General features: G+C 39.7%; 18 protein-coding genes. 11 read left to right on the top strand and 7 right to left on the bottom strand.

Annotation, left to right across the window (positions count from 1 at the left end):
* The first annotated feature begins 294 nt into the window (after positions 1 to 294).
* From F6K63_RS30835 to F6K63_RS30845, 3 genes are all read left to right on the top strand, one after another.
* On the top strand, positions 295 to 2,583 hold the full coding sequence (locus F6K63_RS30835) for an NERD domain-containing protein (RefSeq protein ID WP_287296179.1): 2,289 nt from the start codon (positions 295 to 297) through the stop codon (positions 2,581 to 2,583).
* A 616-nt stretch (positions 2,584 to 3,199) separates the two neighbouring features.
* On the top strand, positions 3,200 to 4,384 hold the full coding sequence (locus tag F6K63_RS30840; RefSeq protein WP_287314122.1) for a nuclear transport factor 2 family protein: 1,185 nt from the start codon (positions 3,200 to 3,202) through the stop codon (positions 4,382 to 4,384).
* A gap of 185 nt (positions 4,385 to 4,569) precedes the next feature.
* Positions 4,570 to 5,244 carry a transaldolase family protein gene (locus tag F6K63_RS30845; protein WP_287314123.1) on the top strand — a complete coding sequence of 225 codons (675 nt, stop codon included), beginning with the start codon at positions 4,570 to 4,572 and terminating at the stop codon, positions 5,242 to 5,244.
* A 254-nt stretch (positions 5,245 to 5,498) separates the two neighbouring features.
* On the opposite strand, the gene F6K63_RS30850 is transcribed toward F6K63_RS30845, so the two are convergent.
* Genes F6K63_RS30850 through F6K63_RS30860 form a run of 3 tightly spaced genes read right to left on the bottom strand, consistent with a single transcriptional unit; the run spans position 5,499 to position 8,262 of the window.
* On the bottom strand, positions 5,499 to 6,389 hold the full coding sequence (locus tag F6K63_RS30850) for a TauD/TfdA dioxygenase family protein (RefSeq protein ID WP_008184828.1): 891 nt from the start codon (positions 6,387 to 6,389) through the stop codon (positions 5,499 to 5,501).
* Between the two features lie 14 nt (positions 6,390 to 6,403).
* Complete coding sequence (locus F6K63_RS30855; protein WP_287263824.1) at positions 6,404 to 7,642, bottom strand: FAD-dependent oxidoreductase; 1,239 nt, start codon at positions 7,640 to 7,642, stop codon at positions 6,404 to 6,406.
* Between the two features lie 2 nt (positions 7,643 to 7,644).
* On the bottom strand, positions 7,645 to 8,262 hold the full coding sequence (locus F6K63_RS30860) for a glutathione S-transferase family protein (RefSeq protein WP_008184825.1): 618 nt from the start codon (positions 8,260 to 8,262) through the stop codon (positions 7,645 to 7,647).
* 94 nt (positions 8,263 to 8,356) lie between these two features.
* Between F6K63_RS30860 and F6K63_RS30865 the strand changes: the two genes are divergently transcribed.
* The 3 genes from F6K63_RS30865 to F6K63_RS30875 all read left to right on the top strand — a co-directional run bounded on the left by F6K63_RS30865 (position 8,357) and on the right by F6K63_RS30875 (position 10,898).
* Positions 8,357 to 9,523 (top strand): XdhC family protein, encoded by a 1,167-nt coding sequence (locus F6K63_RS30865; protein ID WP_287314125.1) that lies wholly within the window; start codon positions 8,357 to 8,359, stop codon positions 9,521 to 9,523.
* A gap of 29 nt (positions 9,524 to 9,552) precedes the next feature.
* A complete protein-coding gene (locus tag F6K63_RS30870) occupies positions 9,553 to 10,206 on the top strand; it encodes a nucleotidyltransferase family protein (RefSeq protein ID WP_287314126.1) in 654 nt (217 codons plus the stop codon).
* A gap of 185 nt (positions 10,207 to 10,391) precedes the next feature.
* The gene (locus F6K63_RS30875; RefSeq protein ID WP_287314128.1) at positions 10,392 to 10,898 is read left to right on the top strand and encodes a hypothetical protein; all 507 of its coding nucleotides are present in this window, start codon (positions 10,392 to 10,394) and stop codon (positions 10,896 to 10,898) included.
* Between the two features lie 105 nt (positions 10,899 to 11,003).
* Here F6K63_RS30875 and F6K63_RS30880 read toward each other — a convergent pair whose 3' ends face one another.
* Both F6K63_RS30880 and F6K63_RS30885 read right to left on the bottom strand, forming a co-directional pair.
* Entirely contained in the window at positions 11,004 to 11,372 is a 369-nt protein-coding gene (locus F6K63_RS30880; protein ID WP_287314130.1) for a translation initiation factor, read from the bottom strand.
* Positions 11,373 to 11,695: 323 nt separating this feature from the next.
* Positions 11,696 to 13,441 carry an esterase/lipase family protein gene (locus F6K63_RS30885; RefSeq protein ID WP_287314131.1) on the bottom strand — a complete coding sequence of 582 codons (1,746 nt, stop codon included), beginning with the start codon at positions 13,439 to 13,441 and terminating at the stop codon, positions 11,696 to 11,698.
* A 377-nt stretch (positions 13,442 to 13,818) separates the two neighbouring features.
* On the opposite strand from F6K63_RS30885, the gene F6K63_RS30890 reads away from it, so the two are divergent.
* Entirely contained in the window at positions 13,819 to 13,971 is a 153-nt protein-coding gene (locus tag F6K63_RS30890; protein ID WP_287256666.1) for a hypothetical protein, read from the top strand.
* Positions 13,972 to 14,002: 31 nt separating this feature from the next.
* Here the strand turns inward: F6K63_RS30890 and F6K63_RS30895 are convergent, their stop codons facing one another.
* The gene (locus F6K63_RS30895; protein WP_287314133.1) at positions 14,003 to 14,185 is read right to left on the bottom strand and encodes a hypothetical protein; all 183 of its coding nucleotides are present in this window, start codon (positions 14,183 to 14,185) and stop codon (positions 14,003 to 14,005) included.
* A 114-nt stretch (positions 14,186 to 14,299) separates the two neighbouring features.
* On the opposite strand from F6K63_RS30895, the gene F6K63_RS30900 reads away from it, so the two are divergent.
* The 4 genes from F6K63_RS30900 to F6K63_RS30915 all read left to right on the top strand — a co-directional run bounded on the left by F6K63_RS30900 (position 14,300) and on the right by F6K63_RS30915 (position 16,998).
* Positions 14,300 to 14,716 carry a XisH family protein gene (locus F6K63_RS30900; RefSeq protein WP_287314135.1) on the top strand — a complete coding sequence of 139 codons (417 nt, stop codon included), beginning with the start codon at positions 14,300 to 14,302 and terminating at the stop codon, positions 14,714 to 14,716.
* Positions 14,704 to 15,045, top strand: coding sequence for a XisI protein (locus F6K63_RS30905; RefSeq protein ID WP_287256662.1), 342 nt, complete (start codon positions 14,704 to 14,706; stop codon positions 15,043 to 15,045). Before F6K63_RS30900 ends, F6K63_RS30905 begins: the two co-directional genes overlap by 13 nt.
* 375 nt (positions 15,046 to 15,420) lie before the next feature.
* A complete protein-coding gene (locus F6K63_RS30910) occupies positions 15,421 to 15,573 on the top strand; it encodes a hypothetical protein (RefSeq protein ID WP_287314136.1) in 153 nt (50 codons plus the stop codon).
* Between the two features lie 12 nt (positions 15,574 to 15,585).
* Positions 15,586 to 16,998 (top strand): reverse transcriptase family protein, encoded by a 1,413-nt coding sequence (locus tag F6K63_RS30915; RefSeq protein ID WP_287314137.1) that lies wholly within the window; start codon positions 15,586 to 15,588, stop codon positions 16,996 to 16,998.
* A gap of 276 nt (positions 16,999 to 17,274) precedes the next feature.
* Here the strand turns inward: F6K63_RS30915 and F6K63_RS30920 are convergent, their stop codons facing one another.
* A complete protein-coding gene (locus tag F6K63_RS30920; RefSeq protein WP_287314138.1) occupies positions 17,275 to 17,991 on the bottom strand; it encodes a hypothetical protein in 717 nt (238 codons plus the stop codon).
* Between the last annotated feature and the right edge of the window lie 65 nt (positions 17,992 to 18,056).

Genomic DNA, 18,056 nt, shown 5'->3' on the forward strand with positions numbered 1-18,056 from the left:
GGCACACCGAAACTTTTATCAACGCTTGGGGAGATCTGTCCTCTACATTTCCTGATTCCGGTCTGGTTAAGCAAGTCAGTTCGTTGAACCAAGAATCCCCCGATTTCTAATCGTGGGGAGTGTCAAAGCAAAAGCTATCACCTTGTAGCTTTTTTTTCTTTAGTAATTCTCACCACAATCGGAGGTCTTGAACAACGGATTATGCATTAATAAATACCTCAATTATTAATGAATTTTAAATAAAATAAAACTGTAAACAATCATAAAATAACACATTATAAAGCCAATAGATAGATGGAATTTATTTCAACAAAAAACTTTGATAGTGAAGCTGAAAAAAATGTTTGGAATGCTATAAAACGACAATTCAATGAACAACCAGGTTACTGTTGGCATCGTTATCCCATTACTAGTTATAGTGGTCCTCGTTTAGAACCGGATATTATTATTATTCATCCTGAATGGGGATTAATTATCATAGAAGTAAAAGGATGCTATTTAGAAGATATTGAGGCTATTGAAGGGCATACTTGGTATATGCAAGATTGGTACAAAGACGAAATAGAACCCTATGACCAAGCTCAAAAGCATATGTGGGCTATTCTTGACAGATTAAAGCAGTTTAACCATGGATTTTTAAGAAATGAACAAGGAAATTGCAAAATAGCTGGTAAGGCTTTTGTTGCTTTACCATATGTAAGTGAACCACTATGGAAAAAGCGATTTCAAGAGCATTTATCTGCACCTAAATGGGAATTAATATTTTCAGGGGATTTAGAAGATGATCAACTATATCAAAGAATTATTAATTCACCGATTAAACAAAAATATCCTTTTCAAGAAGATTCTGAGGAATGGAAAACTGCTATAGCAGTAATTACAGGTTCACAAGGAATTCAATCTAAAAAACGCAGACCTACTAAAAAGCAAGACAGTAAAGCTGCTTTTCTAAGAAAAGTTGAGGAAAAAATCAAAACTTTTGACAGTCAACAACATAAAGTTGCCGTTCAAACTCCTGCTGGACCTCAAAGAATTAGAGGGCTTGCTGGAACAGGTAAAACAGTAGTTTTAGCTCAAAAAGCTGCATATATGCACGTTCAAAATCCCGATTGGTCAATTGTTTATACATTTTATTCTCGCTCTCTATACGAACAAATTATTAATTATATCACTCGTTTTGTTCAAGAGTTTTCAAGAGGAGAATTAGAAGAACCAAATCGGGATAAAATTCATATACTTCACGCATGGGGAGGGTCAGAACAATCTGGGCTATATCAGCAAGTTACAGCTACAATGAACACTGCTTTCAGAAACTTTAATAACGCTAGAAGTTACTTTGGTACATCTAGTGGAAGATTTGCTTTTAATGGATGCTGTGGCGAATTATTAGAGCATGAAAACGAAATCCCAGAATTTTTTGATGCAATTCTTATTGATGAAGCTCAAGATTTGGGTGAAAATTATTTCCGACTATGTTATGAGTTACTGAAACAACCCAAAAGAATAATTTGGGGATATGATGAGGTTCAAAGTCTTGAAGAATTAGAGATTCCAACCGCTGAGAGTCTTTTTGGAAAAGATATTGATGGTAATCCACTGGTTAGTCTCGATGGAGTTTATCCAGGGGAGATTGAAAAAGATATGATTTTATATCATTGTTATAGAAATCCTAGACCTGTTTTAATTGCTGCTCATGCTTTCGGTTTAGGTTTAAGACGAAGAGGAGGTGCAGTTCAATTTATTAATACAGTGGGTGGATGGCAAGATATAGGATATGAAGTGGAACAGGTAAATAGTAATGAATTAATTACAGGTCAAGAAATTACTCTTCATCGCCCTAAGTCTAATTCTCCTCATTTACTGGAAGAATTAGTAGGGTATCATAATTTGATACAATATCAAAATTTTGAGAATAGATATCAAGAACTTGAATGGATAATCAACGACATCGAAAAAAACATTAAAGAAGAAGAATTAAAACCTGATGAAATTGCAATTATTGCCTTAGATAGTAGAAAGAAAATTGCCGATCAAGAATATGAGTATTTGTATAAAGGTTTAGAAAATAAAAAAATACAATCTGTCAGAATAGGAACTGATACTTCTGCTGATATATTTCGTTCACAGGGATGTGTAACTATAACAAGTGTTTTTCGTGCTAAAGGCAATGAAGCATCTGTTGTATATGTTTACGGTTTTGAAAATATTGCAAAATCAACTGATATTGTCAAACAACGAAATATTGCTTTTACTGCAATGACAAGAACTAAAGGTTGGTTAACTATTACAGGTGTTGGAGAAGAAAGTAAGTTATTATTTAGAGAAATACAAGGTATTTTAGAAGAAATTGGTCGTGTTAAATTCATTGTTCCCGACATGAATAAAATTCAACGTAATCTTGAAACTTATGAAAATCAGCGTAGGAGAAAACGTACACAAAAAGCACAAAAATCTCTTGTGCAATTGTTAAAAGATAGAGCAGATGTCAATCCAGAAGATTTACCATTAGACCAACGCAAAAAACTTCTCAAATGGTTACTTAGCAATAATAAAGATATTGATGATTTACTCTCTGATAAATAAAAAATTACTGTTTTTATTTTGGTTATAGGGAGTTAGAAGGGCGATCTATCTTGGAGGTATAGAGAAGTTGAGATGAGATCGCTTTTTGGTAATCTGGGAAAGATGATGGTGTGATCGCTTCTGACTGAAGTTCTCCCTGCTAAAAATCACGAAATCCTTTGCTGAAAGTGGTTTCAGGGATTTTTAAATTGTCCTTACTGGTTACATTTGTGTGCAACGAGTTATATCTAAATTATTTGTAAGCATTCAGGTGGTGGGGTTGACAAAAGGGGAAAGATGATTAGTATTTTAGAACCATGGAAATTAAACCGTCAGCTATCCCAAATAGGTTTGAAGCTCTGGAACTGCTGCCCCAATCAGTTCTGGTGGAGCTGGTGCTGCAACTGCCAACTAGGGAATTGAACAACTGATTGCGGAGGTGGAACGGCTCAAAAGTCTGTGGTCGAAAAACAGGCAGACTTCATCTGCGATCGCTAATGCTATTTAGCATGCTACAGGTAAATGTATCCGTGATTTACCAATTACACCAGATAAGTTTTGGAAAGGTGCTTTTGTTAATCCCTGCCATGCAGGTTTAGCACTAAATGCTTACTTAAAATCTAAAATCTAAAATCTCATGACCACACCTGCCCATAATCTGATCCAGTCCATGTATGAAGCAATCAATCGTAGGGATGTTAACGCTGCGATGGAGTGGATAGACGACCAGTGTATTTACGAGGATCTCAACTTTTCCCAACCATTCAAAGGAAAGGAAGCTGTTAGACAACTTCTGGAAGAATCCTGTCAAGGTATGCCGGATGATTTAAAATTTGTCATTGACGATATCACCAGAGGGGATCCCCTGGCAGTAGGAATACTATGGCACGTTGAGTTAGACGGCATTCCCTTTCCCAACGGACGAGGTGTTAGTTTTTATCGTTGTTCTGAGGTAACTGGCAAGTTAGTTTTAGCCCGTGATCTGGTTGAACCCCCCATAAAACCAGGGAAGGCCGCATTCTTTATCATCCGACTGGTATCTCCGCTGATACGGCGACTGCTGAAACCTCGGCAAAATAAAAGTACCAGGCAAATCTCTACCTTAGGCCAAGGGATTCCAAAAAGTCAAGGGTTTCTTGCTATAGTATTTGGGTTAATAGCGATCGCTTATATTTACATTCTGTTGCTATCTCCGCCAGGGCAACTTATTCCAGGGGAACCCGCTTGGGCTATTCAACCAGAAACTATAGAGGAAATAGTAAATGAATCTCTGAATTTTTTCTTTATTTTACCCCTTTTGAACCTCGTAGGCATTCATTATCTAGAAGCACCAGTGGTTCATCCTAGCTTAGAAGCACTCTTCAACTTTGCCGAAGCTTGGATTTTTATGTTTTTACCTCTACTCCTCGTCGATAGAAGGACAAATCATCTCCCCAAGATTCTCATTTGGAGTCTGGCGATGTTCGGAACCAATGCTGTTGTTACCCCTTATATGGCACTGCGCTATAATACACCAATTCCTCCAGTAAAGGAGGAAACGAACAAGGGAATATTAGCTCATGTATTTGGTTGGACAGGAATGATAGTGGGGATCATTGCCTTAGTTTGGGGGGTTATGGGACGACCAGAGTTTGGAGATTTGGTCGAGAGAATGAACTATTTTGGGGAGCAATTGATGACGAACCGACTTACATTAGCTTTCTGTGTAGATTTATTACTTTTTTCCCTTTTTCAGGCTTTACTTTTGAGGGCAGTTAACAGCAGGATTGGGTGGTTTCGATTTATACCTTTCTGGGGACTTGCGCTATGGCTAATTCTATGATTTGCTTGGAGGTTAGCTCAGCAGAAGCGAAAGCAATTTGTTGCCCAAAATCACTTTTATTCTCAAATCATAACTATATGGTTTTGGCATCATCTGGTGTTCAATATCAAAAAGTTTACCTTAAAGCTTACATAACTGTGCTGCGGAGCATTTTCAGTCAGGAAAGGTTTAATCAGGAGTTAATAATGTTAGAACTATATTTAGACAGTGCCGATGTTGAACAAATAGCACGTTTTCACTCTTGCTTACCGATTAAAGGAATAACAACCAACCCCAGTATTCTGGCTCAAGCCAACATCGGTGTCAATCAACTACTTAAAGACGTAAATCCTATACTAGGAAATGAGGTACGTTACCACATTCAAGTTATCAGTCAATCTGTAGATGAAATTATCTTGGAAGCTGAGAAAATAACAGCTTTACCCTATGATATTGTGGTTAAAATTCCCGCCACGGAAATAGGTCTGGTGGCAATGAAACAGTTACATCGGAAGCAGATACCTCTATTAGCTACGGCAATTTATACAGTTCAACAAGGTTTTTTAGCTGCACTAGCAGGTGCCGATTATTTAGCTCCTTATGTAAATCGAATTGATGTTTTGGGGGGAAATGGTGTCACAGTTGTGGAGCAACTTCAACAACTTGTCCAACAACAAAACCTAAGTTGTTGTTTATTACCGGCTAGTTTTAAAAATTCGCGTCAAGTTTTAGAGGTATTACAAGCAGGGGTTGGTGCGATTACTTTGCCTGTAGGTTTAATGGGACAAATGGTTTTACATCCGGCTACACCTTTGGCAGTTGAACAATTTAATACTGATTGGCAACAAGTCTTTGGTGATAAATTAGCTTTTGAAACTTAATGTGACCTGAGTTTTGGATAAGAAAACAGGCAGATAGAGAGACCATACATAAACATACATATAGAGTTTATTGCAGTTATGAGGTACAGTCTTCTTGGACGTTAATTCCCTGTTAGGTGCGCTTGACCCATTAAGAATTAAATTCGCCACGGGTCGCACCTCTTGATCCAGCGCATCGCTATTCCCTATGCCCTCTTATCTCTTCCCTGTTCTCTTTTTCCTTGAGCGACTTGTCAAACTGCTGATACATTATTTCATTGACAATCCACAACTCCTAACCGTAATCCAATACGCTGGTATTTGGTAGAATCATAGAAAGTTCCCCGGTGCATTACTTGTGAGTTATCCCAAAAAATAATATCTCCTGGCTCCCAAACATGGGAATATACAGGGGTGCGTTTTAAAACAGTCTGAAACAAATCTTGCCAGTATTGTTTGGCTTCTTCTCGTTTATCTTCCATACCCAGAGGAATTGCTGTGTTCCAAGAACCCAAATATAATCCTTTTTGACCCGTAACTTTGTGAGTTGAAACAATGGGATGGACTTTTTTAGGAACATCATCCCAGTCAAGATTTTGACGATCAAACATGGGTGGCATTTGATACATTGATATTCCTTCTAATTCCTTTTGATAACTAGGATCAAGATTGTTATAAGCTTCTACTAAGTCTAAATATTCTGTGGTGTGAGGTTGTCCATTTTCTCCCTCTTCAGGAACTTTTATAGTGTAGAGCATGACAACATACAGTGCATTCATATCTAATTCTTCTCTTCTGGGTACTCCATCTTTATCTTGATGCCACACCCGGGCTCCATAAATCTTTTCAGGAGGTTCTTGATCAAATCCTTTAGGATTACCTAAAATAGCTGTATATTGGCTCTGGATATCTGGAGGGAGATCGGGGTCTAAAGAAAAAGAATTACCTCCAAACATCAAATTTCCAAAAGTTTTTATGGCAAATTCTTCTAACTCCGATGCAGTAAGCTGTTGATTTTTGACAACAATCACACCATGTTCCCATAGAGATTGTTTTAATTCATGTCTTTGTGAATCGGTCAGATGCAGTAAGTTACATCCTGGAAGGACTTCCATTCCTAGTCTAGATTTATATTGTGTTTGTTTTAATGGATTTTTGATAATCATAAAATTTACTGTTTCTAGAGACTAGAATAATTATAATCGAATTTAACCTCAGGCTTATAGTTAAAAACCCAATCTTGATATTCTTCGCTACTCATCTGTGACTGTTCCTGGATTTGCTGATTAGCAGTCTCTCTATCGGTTGTGTAGTAACGCATTTCACCCAAAGCGCTACGGGTTTGCATCAGTTGGGTACGGGGTATACGACGGTGTTCATAAGTAGCCAGAGCTTCTTCAATGCTCGATGCTTGGGAACAGCAAAATGCTAGTTCATAGGCGTCTTCAAACGTACTATTGGCTCCCTGTGCCATAGCAGGAGCCATTGGGTGAGCCGCATCACCCAACAACGTAACTCTGCCTTGACTCCAATATTTTAGCGGTAAGCGGTCGCAAATTGGTCCGGCCAAAATGCGCTCTGCTGGTGTTGCTTCCACAAGCGATCGCAATGATTCTCCCCAGTCCGCTAATTGATCGAGAACCCGAGATTTGACCTCAGCCGCATCTTGGGAAACAATACAATCTGGTAATAACTTACGATATAGCCAGGAAATATGCCCATCACCGACATTTAGGAGGTACATAAATTCTTGATTACCTTTCACAAATCCGAGTTCACCGGGATTAAGTAATTCTTGGTTACATTTGATAACAGTACGCCAAGACATACTTCCTAAATAGCGGGGTTTACCGTCTCCAATTAAAGCTTCTCTAATGGCAGAATTTATACCATCGCCTCCAATTAGCAAATCTGCACTAACCTTTTCCCCGTTATCAAAATATATTGACACGTGACGGTCGTATTGTTCAAAACCGATGCAGCGATGGTTAAGATGAATACTATCAGATGGTAACTTAGATGCCATAATTTGCTGCAAACGCCACCACCAAACAGTTATCAATGGCTGACCATATTTATCATCAAATCTGCTTGCTGGGTTAGTGCGAAGTGTTTCACCTTGAGTATTCTTTAAAACGCTTTTCCTAACCTCACAACCTGACTTTTTGATAGTTTCTACTATCCCCGGTTCAATAGCATCAAGGAAATTTAAACCATTTGGTAACAACCCCAAACCACCACCAACGGGCCGAAAATCTTGAGCTTTTTCGTAAACTTGGACATCATACCCCCATTTCCGGAGTGCTATAGCAACAGCCAAACCTCCAAGTCCAGCACCAATAATCGCCACTTTTTCCATAAATGGTTTGGATGACTTCCCCATTTGAGTTTTTTCTTGTGCGCTTGCCTGTAGTTTCATACTTAATTTAACGGCATAGGAACAGTTGAATTTACCGACTCACGCTCGTGTAATTTCTCGAACCAATTTCCTAAGTTAGGATACCGCGAACCCCAATCTTTATCCAAGCGAAGGCTGTAGTAACCCAAGGAACATAACGCTGCTACATCTGCTGCTGTCCATGTGTCATTGCCTAATAAGTATTGAGATTGGGCTAATTGTTGATCAAAAATTGGTAAAAGGCGATTAATTGACGTTTCTAATTTGGTTCGATAATCAGTTACCTCTAAATTATTAGTCAAATTTAAAAGCCATAAATTGATGATATTATCACCTAAATAATCAGCGATTTCTTCCCATTTACGACATTCAAGCTTTGCCTGATAATTACTTGGATAAAAACTAGGTTGTGGATAGGTTTCGTCTAAATACTCTGCAATTAATGTAGAATCCCAAATAACTGTACCATCTTGTTCTACAAACACAGGGACTTTACCAATGGGAGAAATTTTAATAAATTCAGACGGTTTATTCTTAAGATTAACTTCTTTGAGTTCGCAATCTAATTTTTTTTCAGCTAACAATATGCGAATTTTACGAGAAAAGTTTGATTGCTGGTGATAATACAATATTCTATTCATCAAATATCTCCACAAAAGCCACGAAAATTTTTACTTTACATCATTGAGCCCAAATTGTTAAGCTTGGCTATAACAGGAGTGTCCAGCAGCCAAGATGAAAGAGCTAAATAATATTATAGCAGCATTTGCCAAAATTCAACACAACAATGAACAAGTATTTCTTGCTACTGTTGTCAATGCTCAAGGCTCTACCTATCGCCAACCTGGTGCGCGAATGCTGATCACATCAACTGGTAAAATGGTAGGAACCATTAGCGGTGGTTGCTTGGAAAATGATGTATTTGAGCATACTCGCGTCTCGATGCCAGACGGAAAACCCATAGTCGTCACTTATGATACCACTGCTGATGAAGACATTATCTGGGGATTTGGGCTGGGTTGTAACGGTGTGATAAAAGTCTTGATTGAGCCTCTAAATCAAGATAATCCCCTTAATCCCTTAGCTTTTATTCATCAATGTTTCGAGAACCAGCAGCAAGGTATTATTGCGACTGTTATTGCTGTGGAAGGTAGGGTAAATGTTAAGGTTGGGGCGCGTTTAATCCTGCAATCAAATAATACTGTAAATACTGATATTAAAGACGAGTATTTGACTGCTGCTTTGCTCAAAGATGCTCAAGCTGCTCTGGAAAATCAACATTCAAGTTTCCATCAATACCAATTAGCAGTCGGTAAAGTAGATATTTTTATCGAGTTGATTAAACCCCCGCCACATCTAATAATTTTTGGTGCAGGTCGTGATAGTGTACCTGTAGCAGAGTTTGCTAAAGCCTTAGGTTGGCGAGTCACTATAGTTGATTGTCGAGGGAGTGAGGTAACTCAAGAGCGTTTTATCATGGCTGATCAGGTGATTCTCACCCGCAGGGAAATTCTAGACAAGCAAATCTGTATTGATGATGACACCATTGCTGTGGTCATGACTCATAACTACCTCGATGATTTAGAAATTTTGAAAGTGCTAATCCCTGCTCCAATAAGCTATCTGGGTTGTTTGGGATCCAAGCAACGCACTGCCAGGTTACTGCAAGATTTACGTGCAGCAGGAGTAGAATGTACACCCATACAGCTAGAAAAGTTATATACTCCTGTTGGTATTGATATTGGTGCAGATACACCAGAAGCGATCGCATTATCCATCATTGCTGAAATTCAAGCTGTGTTAGCAAACCGTGGTGGTGGCTTTTTAAAACACCGCATGGAACCAATTCATAAACGAAATCAAGTCAATAAAATCCCAATTAAAAACTATAAAGGTTGTTGAATTTAACTTTTTAATATTTGAATTATGAAATGAAAATAACCAATTCAAAGCTAAAAATAACTGAATCAAATATTGCTATTATTATCTTAGCAGCAGGTGCATCAACCCGCATGGGTAGACCTAAACAACTCTTACCCTATCAGGGATGCAGCTTGCTTCGCCATACCATAGAGACTGCAATGGCTTCAGTCTGCAAGCCTGTCGTAGTAGTTTTAGGAGCAAATGCCCAACAGATATATTCTGAAGTTAACCAACCTTCTGTAACGGTAGTTGAAAACCTAGATTGGAATTTGGGAATGGGTTCCTCAATTCGTAGGGGAATTCTATCCCTTGCCACTTGTTCTGAAACCATAGACGCAGCAGTTATTACTGTTTGTGACCAGCCGTTTCTTTCTCCTGAAATTATTAATTATTTAGTGGCAGCATATCATGCTAACGGAAAACCCATCGTTGCTTGCCAATATGCAGATACATTAGGTGTACCTGTTTTGTTTAAACATATATTTTTCTCTGAACTAGCAACCTTAGATGAGACCGTGGGTGCCAAAAAATTAATTAACAAATACTACAACGAAGTCTTTAGTATTCCTTTTCCATTAGGTGTAATTGACATTGATACACCAACAGATTACCAACAGCTACAGAAAAACCAAGGGGGGCAAGAGATCCGGAGTGTTATTTGACAATAAAAAAAGACCATACAGGTTTACATCTCAAATACAAACGCTATAGTAGAGTGCGTTATTAAGGCAGCTTACTGGTATAGTTATGGCGTAAGTCCTGTTAGTTACAAGCTTCATCCCCTTGTGGATGGGACTGTTGACTGTTCAATATAAAAAGAGTATAAAACTCATAGCTAAAGGCAAAAATGGAGCAAATACACTCAGAAATTGACGCAATTCGCCAGAGCATTGCCGCACTACGTGCTGAACGTGATACCCTAACCCGCCAGGAAATCATCAAAGAAGACCAGTCTCCAGAAGCGATCGCTCAAGCCTACCGTCGTCAAGCCAGTGAAAACGCCCAACGGTCGGTAGAGATACTAGGAATCGATAATGCGATCGCAGCCTTAGAAGCCCAGTTGCAACAAAAACAGCAGCAGTTACAGCCAGCACTTACCATCAGTCAACCCCTAACCCTAGAAGACCAAATAGAACAAGCCACACAACAAGCTTATGAGCACGCTGAACGGATTAATGAACTGGCAGCGGAACTAGCAGAAGAACTCAAAGCCCTAAAAGCGATCGCTCATGACCTGAGTCCCATTTATTGGAAGTTGTATCATCGACCCTTTGTTACTGGATTCAGAAGTACCTCAGTTCCCTATCTTCGTTCCGATCACGATGTTTTAAGGATTACCAAACTAGTAATTTAAATTTAGTCATTAAAATTAGTAATTCAAACGGATAACCTAATATCCTAAGATTAGTTTATCCGTTTATCCCTGTTCAAACATCCAGGTTTATTTTATTTTTTAGCATTAACCACCACTAACTTTAGCTTTGTAGCCCAGTTTAATCATAATTTGCACCAGTTTATCAGTATGATTACCTTGAATTTCAATAGTATTATCTTTAACTGTACCACCACTACCACATTGGCCTTTCAGCTGTTTAAGTAACTTGGTTAAGGTTTCTGGTGATGATTGAAATCCACTAATTACTGTAACGGTTTTTCCCTTACGTCCTTTCCGTGATGCTTGTACCCGCAAATCTTGCTGATTTGGGGGAAGTTCCTGAATCCCTCGTTCCACTGCAGCGTCATTGCTAGTGCCAAATTCCTGGTAGGCAATTCGATTGCCAGAGGTTTTGGAGTCAGAACCATTGCGTTTTGATTTTGATGAAGCCATTGGTTAAATCTAGTATCAATCTATTTACAATTCCGGTTAATTACTTGTAAGCATTCAGCCGTCAGTGGTCAGCCGTCAGCTTTCCGTAACAGAGATTAAACCAATGCTTACCGGTTTTATTCAAAAGCTGTTCGGTGTAGCTTGCCCATAGCCCATAACTACCTCAAGTAGCACCTCAAGTAGCGCATAAGCTGATACGCGACACGCTGATAGCTTACAATCACTTACCAAATAGTGGCTGGATTTTTGGGTCAGGGTAATCGGTAATCGGTAATCATCAACTACCAATTACCCATTACCCATTACTAATTAACCATTACCCATTACTCTATCCCGGAAAGGAACGGTTCTGGATGTCCCTGTTCAGGAAGACAATCAATTTCGATCTGGAAGGTTCCTTCAAATCCAGTGTCTTGCACTTGAAATTCCCAGGCACCATCCACTTCTTTCATCTTATCAGCGGGATTGGCGGTAAAATCTGGCTGAGAAAATTTTTCATCGCTATGGAGGTAGAGTTCTATGGGTGTCTTGGCAATCAGAACCCGAATATAGTATTGTTTGCGGAATATGACATTGTCAGAGAAACCAAGACCTAACAAATCCCGCTCACCGACGTAAAAGTCCAGCCGTAAGACCATGTCTTTCTCTTGGGCTGGGATGCTCTCATCCTCTAGAATCGATATGGTATTCAAGTACCCTTCCCAGATCAGATTTTTGCCATCTGCCCAAGGAAATGCTGGCTTTTCGTCGGTCAAATCCTCTTTAATAAACGGACCATAGCAGTTTTCCGCAGCCTCACTCTGGTGGAACAGTTCAAAATCCACCAGACGGGGTTTAATGGATACTCCCAGAAAGAACTCACTTTTGCCAAACCAATCCTTACCCCGAGTGATTTGGCCGTTGACAAAACGTAAACGCGATCGCACATTCCCAAAGAAAAAGCGCGTTGCTACTTCAAATGCTTCTCGGGAAGTAATCACGGAGTCGAAACCACCGTGGGATTTGTGGATAAAGGTACGGGGTGCCCCAGGAATTTGGGCAGAGAATTGCTTAACTAAGCCATCACTACGGTTATAGTTAGAACCAAACTCATATCTCGGGGAGAAAACGCGGTTGAGAAAGGAGGCTTGTCGCAAATTGTAAGACTTATAGTTGGTGCCAACAATAGTTAAAAGTCGTTCTAAGGGAAAGTGTTTCTCAAAATTTTGGAACGAATAGGGGTTGTTGAGCTTACTTTGATTTTTTAGATTAAAGCGCTCTAATTCTTCTTGAGCACCTAGTTCTCCCCCAAACCCCAGCCAATCTTCTAAAATTTGGAAGGTAATGCCTTGGTGAGGAGTGCCCAAAGTGATAATTTTATTGATGTAGTCTTCAGCCTTAAGACCAAGGCTGGGATAGGTGACTTGAACTGCTTCGCGAGCGATTAACCCACCCATAGAATGGGCGATGATGTTAACCTTAGGTTTAACACCTGCTTGATTCGCCGTTAGTTCACGAATTAAGTAGATCAGACGCACCAAGGCATTACCATAGGTGTCAAATTTACGCTCTTTCAGGTCATAGTAGCGAAATACCCAAATGGAGCGCCAAGGATCTTTGATAGACTCCAAAAAGTATTCTGACATCTCTGGGTTTATGACTACTTTATCCCCTGAAAAATATTTTTTTTCTTCAGTTTTGTCTGGATAGTTTAGAGTATAGGTTTCTTCTTTGAGGCGCTTAAATTTATCGAAAATACCATTATCCTTTAACCACTGGAGTGATGATGGCAGGGGTTTGCCATCCTGGAGCATTTGCTGCAAAGACTTTAGTTTCCGAGGCAGGGTTGGTTCATCTTCAATTTCCCGACTACTAAAGGTCACCACGTTAGTAGCATCCTGGTATTGCCAGTCTGACTTGAGGAAACTCAGGATTAATCCTTCATAAATCTCGTTTGTTCCCTTTTTGTGTTCATAGACACTGCCTTGGTTAAAGCCCTGGTAGGTTAAGCGCTGTTCCTCTTCAATATTGAGACCGCCAAACCCACGAATTAGGATAATTGGTAAAGGAGTACGGGTAGGTACAGACATTGTCATCTCCTATCACATCTGATCTGTTAATTCATCGATCTTAGCTGCTGATTTATCTATAGACCATCAGTGTTTTTCGTCAATTAAAAATTGATAATTGAAAATTATCTCAGTTCGACATAACCAATTATCCTCCGAGTCAGGAGCTTCGAGTCAGGAGCTTCGAGTCGGACTAATTAATTTTTAAGTAAGTTTGAGGATAAATTGGTTTATGTATCCACTGCTTAGCCTTTCACTCAACAGGTAGGACAAAGTCAATCATTTCCTGATGGACATTAAAATAGAGTAAAAAATTTTTATCATAAACTACTTGTGATAATATTTGTGATTACATTAGCATCGGTCAAGAATAAATTTTTACACTAGCTGTTCTAGCTATGAAACAACTGAAAAAAATCTTGATTGTGCTCTATATACTTTGCCTGTCTGTGTTTTATGGTGATTATGCTTATGCCCACGCTCGCCATCCCAGTCAAGACGCATATAGCGCTACCCGCAAGGCAAGAGGAATCCCCCCTAACCACCCTTAGTAAGCAGGGCGGGCATGCATGCTAAAGTTGACTACAAAAACTTAGGTGCGCTTTCCGTATTAAGAATTAAATTCGCCACGAGTCGCACCTGATGTTGTTTGCGGCAGGCCATGGCTGGGTCAGGGTCGTAATTAGAGGTGAAACGGACTCGATGCATAAGTTTACTGCCATTGGCTTTGGCAGATTTTCGGTCAATCAACCAGCCCAAAACCACTCGCGCTTTACATCAAGAGACTGAATAATATCCAATTTAAATGGCGAACAGCTTATGATAATGCCGTAGATGATAGAATTAAATAAATTAAAATGAGGATGCAAAACATCCAAAATGGCAAAAGACGTTTTCCATCAACAGGTTAAAAATGCTTTGATCAAAGACGGATGGAATATCACTCACGATCCTTTCACGATTCGGATTGGCGAGGCAGTGAAATTACAAATTGATTTAGCGGCAGAAATTGCAATCGCAGCTCAACGAGATTCCGAAAGAATTGCTGTAGAAATTAAAAGCTTTATTGGCGACTCAGATATCAGCACATTTCATACGGCCTTAGGGCAATATCTTAACTATTGTCAGGCTCTTGAAGAACTTGAACCAGAGCGAATTGTTTATTTGGCTATTCCTTGTGAAACTTATCAAGATTTTTTTCAGCTTTCTTTCATCCAACGCGCTCTGAGACGTTACCAAGTCAAGTTGATGATTTACGATCCGAAATTGGAGGAGATTAAGCAATGGATAAAATAGATCAATATCGGCAATTTATCAAGAATATTTTAACTGAACACTCCCAACTAGCAACCCTTACTGATAGGGATACGGTCAAAGCCGAGCTAATATTTGATAGGGAACACGACCATTATCAATTGGCTTATGTGGGTTGGCAAGGAGATAAGCGGGTATTTGGTCCTGTGATGCACTTTGATATTATTGATGGCAAAATCTGGATTCAATATAACGGGACTGAAGACTCGGTTGCTGAGAGGTTGGTGGAAATGGGTGTGCCCACTTCTGATATCGTTTTAGGTTTTCATTCCCCTTTTAAGCGCCAATTTACCCATTATGCAGTTGGTTAAAACTTTGATGCCCTATATACCGGTTTGCGACTTTATTATATCCAAGGGCTGCTCGTGGTTGACTGACAAAAGTTTACAGAGAGCGATCGCCTGATTGACATACGAAACTCCTACTGAAACTGAAAATCTGGCAACATTAGTCAAAAATAACTCTGCTGTGATGTATACAAAGAGCTGGCCCTTACCGCTCTGTGTATCACCTTGGAACAGTCTTGTGCCAGCAGCTAAAATTGAAAAAGCGCAGTTGACAATCACCCATAACTGCCTGTACCGGTGCCACCAAAGGGAATTTCCGCCATCAGCGACTTCATCAAGACAATGGTAAAAAATCCATAGCGGTTTCTAGCCTAATGAGGTACACAGGATTTTTATCTCTTGCCTCTTGCCTCTTGCCTCTTCTTTGTTCCGGTGATCCGCTCTTCTCTATTCCCTGCCCATAGCGCTATCACAAACAACCTTGGCCTTTTGGCCTTTTGGCCAAGCTACGCGAACGGCCACGCTACGCGAACAACCAACCTTAAAAACTAAAAAATAGTTCCCATGTCAGACCAACCCCGTACCCGTCAGGAACTCTACGATCGCATCCGCCAAATAGGTAAAGAAGAATTCGTCCTCGAAGAAATGATTCGCTACGGATTTTGGCCAGCAGAAGGTGAGATGCCAGAAGATCCAGCTGATGAAATTCGACGGCGGGGAGAACTCCAGCGAGAACTAGCCCAACTGCGCCAAGAAAGTAAGAAACTACAAAACGAACAAGCAGTCCGTAAGCGGTTGCTAAAAGAACGGTTAGCCCAGTCGAGGCGTAAGCGTCAGGAAACCAAAGAAAGACGGGAACAACAACGGCTCGAACGTGCCCAAGCGTGGGCTAGACGCCAGCAACAGGAAATACTCTATCTCGGTGAGGAAGTATCCCCAGGTCTAAACCATACCGAAAGCGATCGCATACGATTAGAAACCTATAAATTACCGCTGCTTAGCACACCCCAACAAATTGCTCAAGCCATGGGGATTACCCTCGGACAACTACGCTTTCTCGCATTTAATCGCAAAACCGCCACCATATCTCACTACATTCGTTTCAAGATTCCCAAAAAAACCGGTGGAGAGCGATTAATTTCCGCACCCAAACCAAAACTAAAACAAGCACAACACTGGATTCTCAGCAACATACTAGAAAAACTAGAACTAGACAATGCAGCTCACGGCTTTCGACGCGATCGCTCCATAGTAACCAACGCCCAGCCTCATGTTGGTGCTGATGTGATTATCAACATTGACCTAAAAAATTTCTTCCCATCCATTTCCTACCCACGAGTCAAAGGACTTTTCCGGTCATTCGGTTATTCAGAAGCAGCAGCAACAGTATTTGGATTACTCTGTACAGAAGCGGACATCGAAGAAGTCGAACTAGATAGCAAAACCTACTACGTAGCCACAAGCGATCGCCAGCTCCCCCAAGGGTCTCCCGCTTCACCAGCCATTACCAACATATTGTGCCGTCGTTTAGACCACCGACTAACCAAACTAGCCACAGACTTAGGCTTTATTTACACCCGCTATGCCGATGACCTCACCTTCTCCGGCTCTGGTGACAGCCTCAGCTTTATCGGTAAACTCCTAAAACGCACCAGCTCCGTAGTAGCTCACGAAGGGTTTACTATCAATCAACAAAAGACCCGAATCCTACGCAAATCCCAGCAGCAAGAAGTAACAGGAATTGTAGTCAACGACCATCTCAATATTTCCAGAAAACAATTAAAACGCTTCCGTGCCACCCTCTATCAAATCGAAAAAGACGGTCCAGAAAGCAAACACTGGGGAAACTCCAGTAATGTAATCGCAGCTATTCAAGGCTATGCCAACTTCATTGCCATGGTCAATCCCGAAAAAGCAGCCCTCTTTCAAGCACAAATCCAACGCATCAAAGAAAAATGGTTATCTAATAGGGATTAGGTATCAGCTTACCTTATTTTTGAATTAAGAATTAAGAATTAAGAATTAAGAATTAAGAATTAAGAATTAAGAATTAAGAATTAAGAATTAAGAATTAAGAATTTGTAATTCTGCATTCTACATTCTACATTCTACATTCTACATTCTACATTCTACATTCTACATTCTACATTCTACATTCTACATTCTACATTCTACATTCTGCCTTCTGCATTCTTAATTCTGCATTCTGACAGACAACCTTGGCCTTTCGGCCACGCGATCGCGTTCAACTAACTACCGCTTACCTTGTAAATTTATTACCTCCTTATGTACACTCATAGCAATCTGAAGAGACTGATTAATTAAGCGACCATACTCACCAGTTTTCTCACTCATATCAAAAGCCATCAAAGTAGCCAAATTATCATCAAGATTGCTCAACAATACCTGACGACTGTCAATTAAATTATTATGACTTATGATTAAATTTTCAACTTTTAAAGCATTCACTAAACTTTGTTTAGTAATAGCTAGAGATTCAATAACTTTTATCCGGCTTTCAGATTGTTTAAACTCAGTCGCTGAACCCTCAATCGCCTCTATGCGTTCAGCTAACTCAATCGCTTTAATCACACCATTATAGTTATCAACCTGATCCATTAACCTAACCAAAGACTTAATTCGCTTTCCTTGTTTATATAGATATACATTCCCAATCACTATCCCTGACACAAACAATCCCACCAGTATAGTAAATAAATAGCCCACTTCAGCCTGGTCTTCAAGCAAATTGCCAGAATTTTTCATAAAAATCAGGATTGGAGGCAAAAATAAAATTAAACTCAGACCCAATATAAATATCTCAGTTAACAGAACCGATAACATATGCTTAGGCTTCTTAAAGATAAACCCCCGACAAAAATCAATAGCCACAAGCTTAGCAAAATTAAGATCTACCAGGTTTCTGATATCCTCTGACGTAATCTGTAAATTTCCTAAATTTGATGACATATCATCTCGCTCCTGTTACACCATTTTCTGATATCTTGAACCAATCCCAATAATCCACCAGTACT

Origin of the sequence: Moorena sp. SIO1G6 (genome assembly GCF_010672795.1) — a bacterium.
Taxonomy (GTDB): domain Bacteria; phylum Cyanobacteriota; class Cyanobacteriia; order Cyanobacteriales; family Coleofasciculaceae; genus Moorena; species Moorena producens.

Excerpts from the sequence above, each read along its gene's own strand:
- F6K63_RS30875 (WP_287314128.1), top strand. The coding sequence starts at position 10,392 with ATGGAGCAAATACACTCAGAAATTGACGCAATTCGCCAGAGCATTGCC.
- F6K63_RS30900 (WP_287314135.1), top strand. The coding sequence starts at position 14,300 with ATGGCAAAAGACGTTTTCCATCAACAGGTTAAAAATGCTTTGATCAAA.
- F6K63_RS30855 (WP_287263824.1), bottom strand. The coding sequence starts at position 7,642 with ATGAAACTACAGGCAAGCGCACAAGAAAAAACTCAAATGGGGAAGTCA.
- F6K63_RS30905 (WP_287256662.1), top strand. The coding sequence starts at position 14,704 with ATGGATAAAATAGATCAATATCGGCAATTTATCAAGAATATTTTAACT.
- F6K63_RS30865 (WP_287314125.1), top strand. The coding sequence starts at position 8,357 with ATGAAAGAGCTAAATAATATTATAGCAGCATTTGCCAAAATTCAACAC.
- F6K63_RS30885 (WP_287314131.1), bottom strand. The coding sequence starts at position 13,441 with ATGTCTGTACCTACCCGTACTCCTTTACCAATTATCCTAATTCGTGGG.
- F6K63_RS30920 (WP_287314138.1), bottom strand. The coding sequence starts at position 17,991 with ATGTCATCAAATTTAGGAAATTTACAGATTACGTCAGAGGATATCAGA.
- F6K63_RS30870 (WP_287314126.1), top strand. The coding sequence starts at position 9,553 with ATGAAAATAACCAATTCAAAGCTAAAAATAACTGAATCAAATATTGCT.
- F6K63_RS30915 (WP_287314137.1), top strand. The coding sequence starts at position 15,586 with ATGTCAGACCAACCCCGTACCCGTCAGGAACTCTACGATCGCATCCGC.
- F6K63_RS30850 (WP_008184828.1), bottom strand. The coding sequence starts at position 6,389 with ATGATTATCAAAAATCCATTAAAACAAACACAATATAAATCTAGACTA.
- F6K63_RS30890 (WP_287256666.1), top strand. The coding sequence starts at position 13,819 with ATGAAACAACTGAAAAAAATCTTGATTGTGCTCTATATACTTTGCCTG.
- F6K63_RS30845 (WP_287314123.1), top strand. The coding sequence starts at position 4,570 with ATGTTAGAACTATATTTAGACAGTGCCGATGTTGAACAAATAGCACGT.
- F6K63_RS30835 (WP_287296179.1), top strand. The coding sequence starts at position 295 with ATGGAATTTATTTCAACAAAAAACTTTGATAGTGAAGCTGAAAAAAAT.
- F6K63_RS30880 (WP_287314130.1), bottom strand. The coding sequence starts at position 11,372 with ATGGCTTCATCAAAATCAAAACGCAATGGTTCTGACTCCAAAACCTCT.
- F6K63_RS30840 (WP_287314122.1), top strand. The coding sequence starts at position 3,200 with ATGACCACACCTGCCCATAATCTGATCCAGTCCATGTATGAAGCAATC.
- F6K63_RS30860 (WP_008184825.1), bottom strand. The coding sequence starts at position 8,262 with ATGAATAGAATATTGTATTATCACCAGCAATCAAACTTTTCTCGTAAA.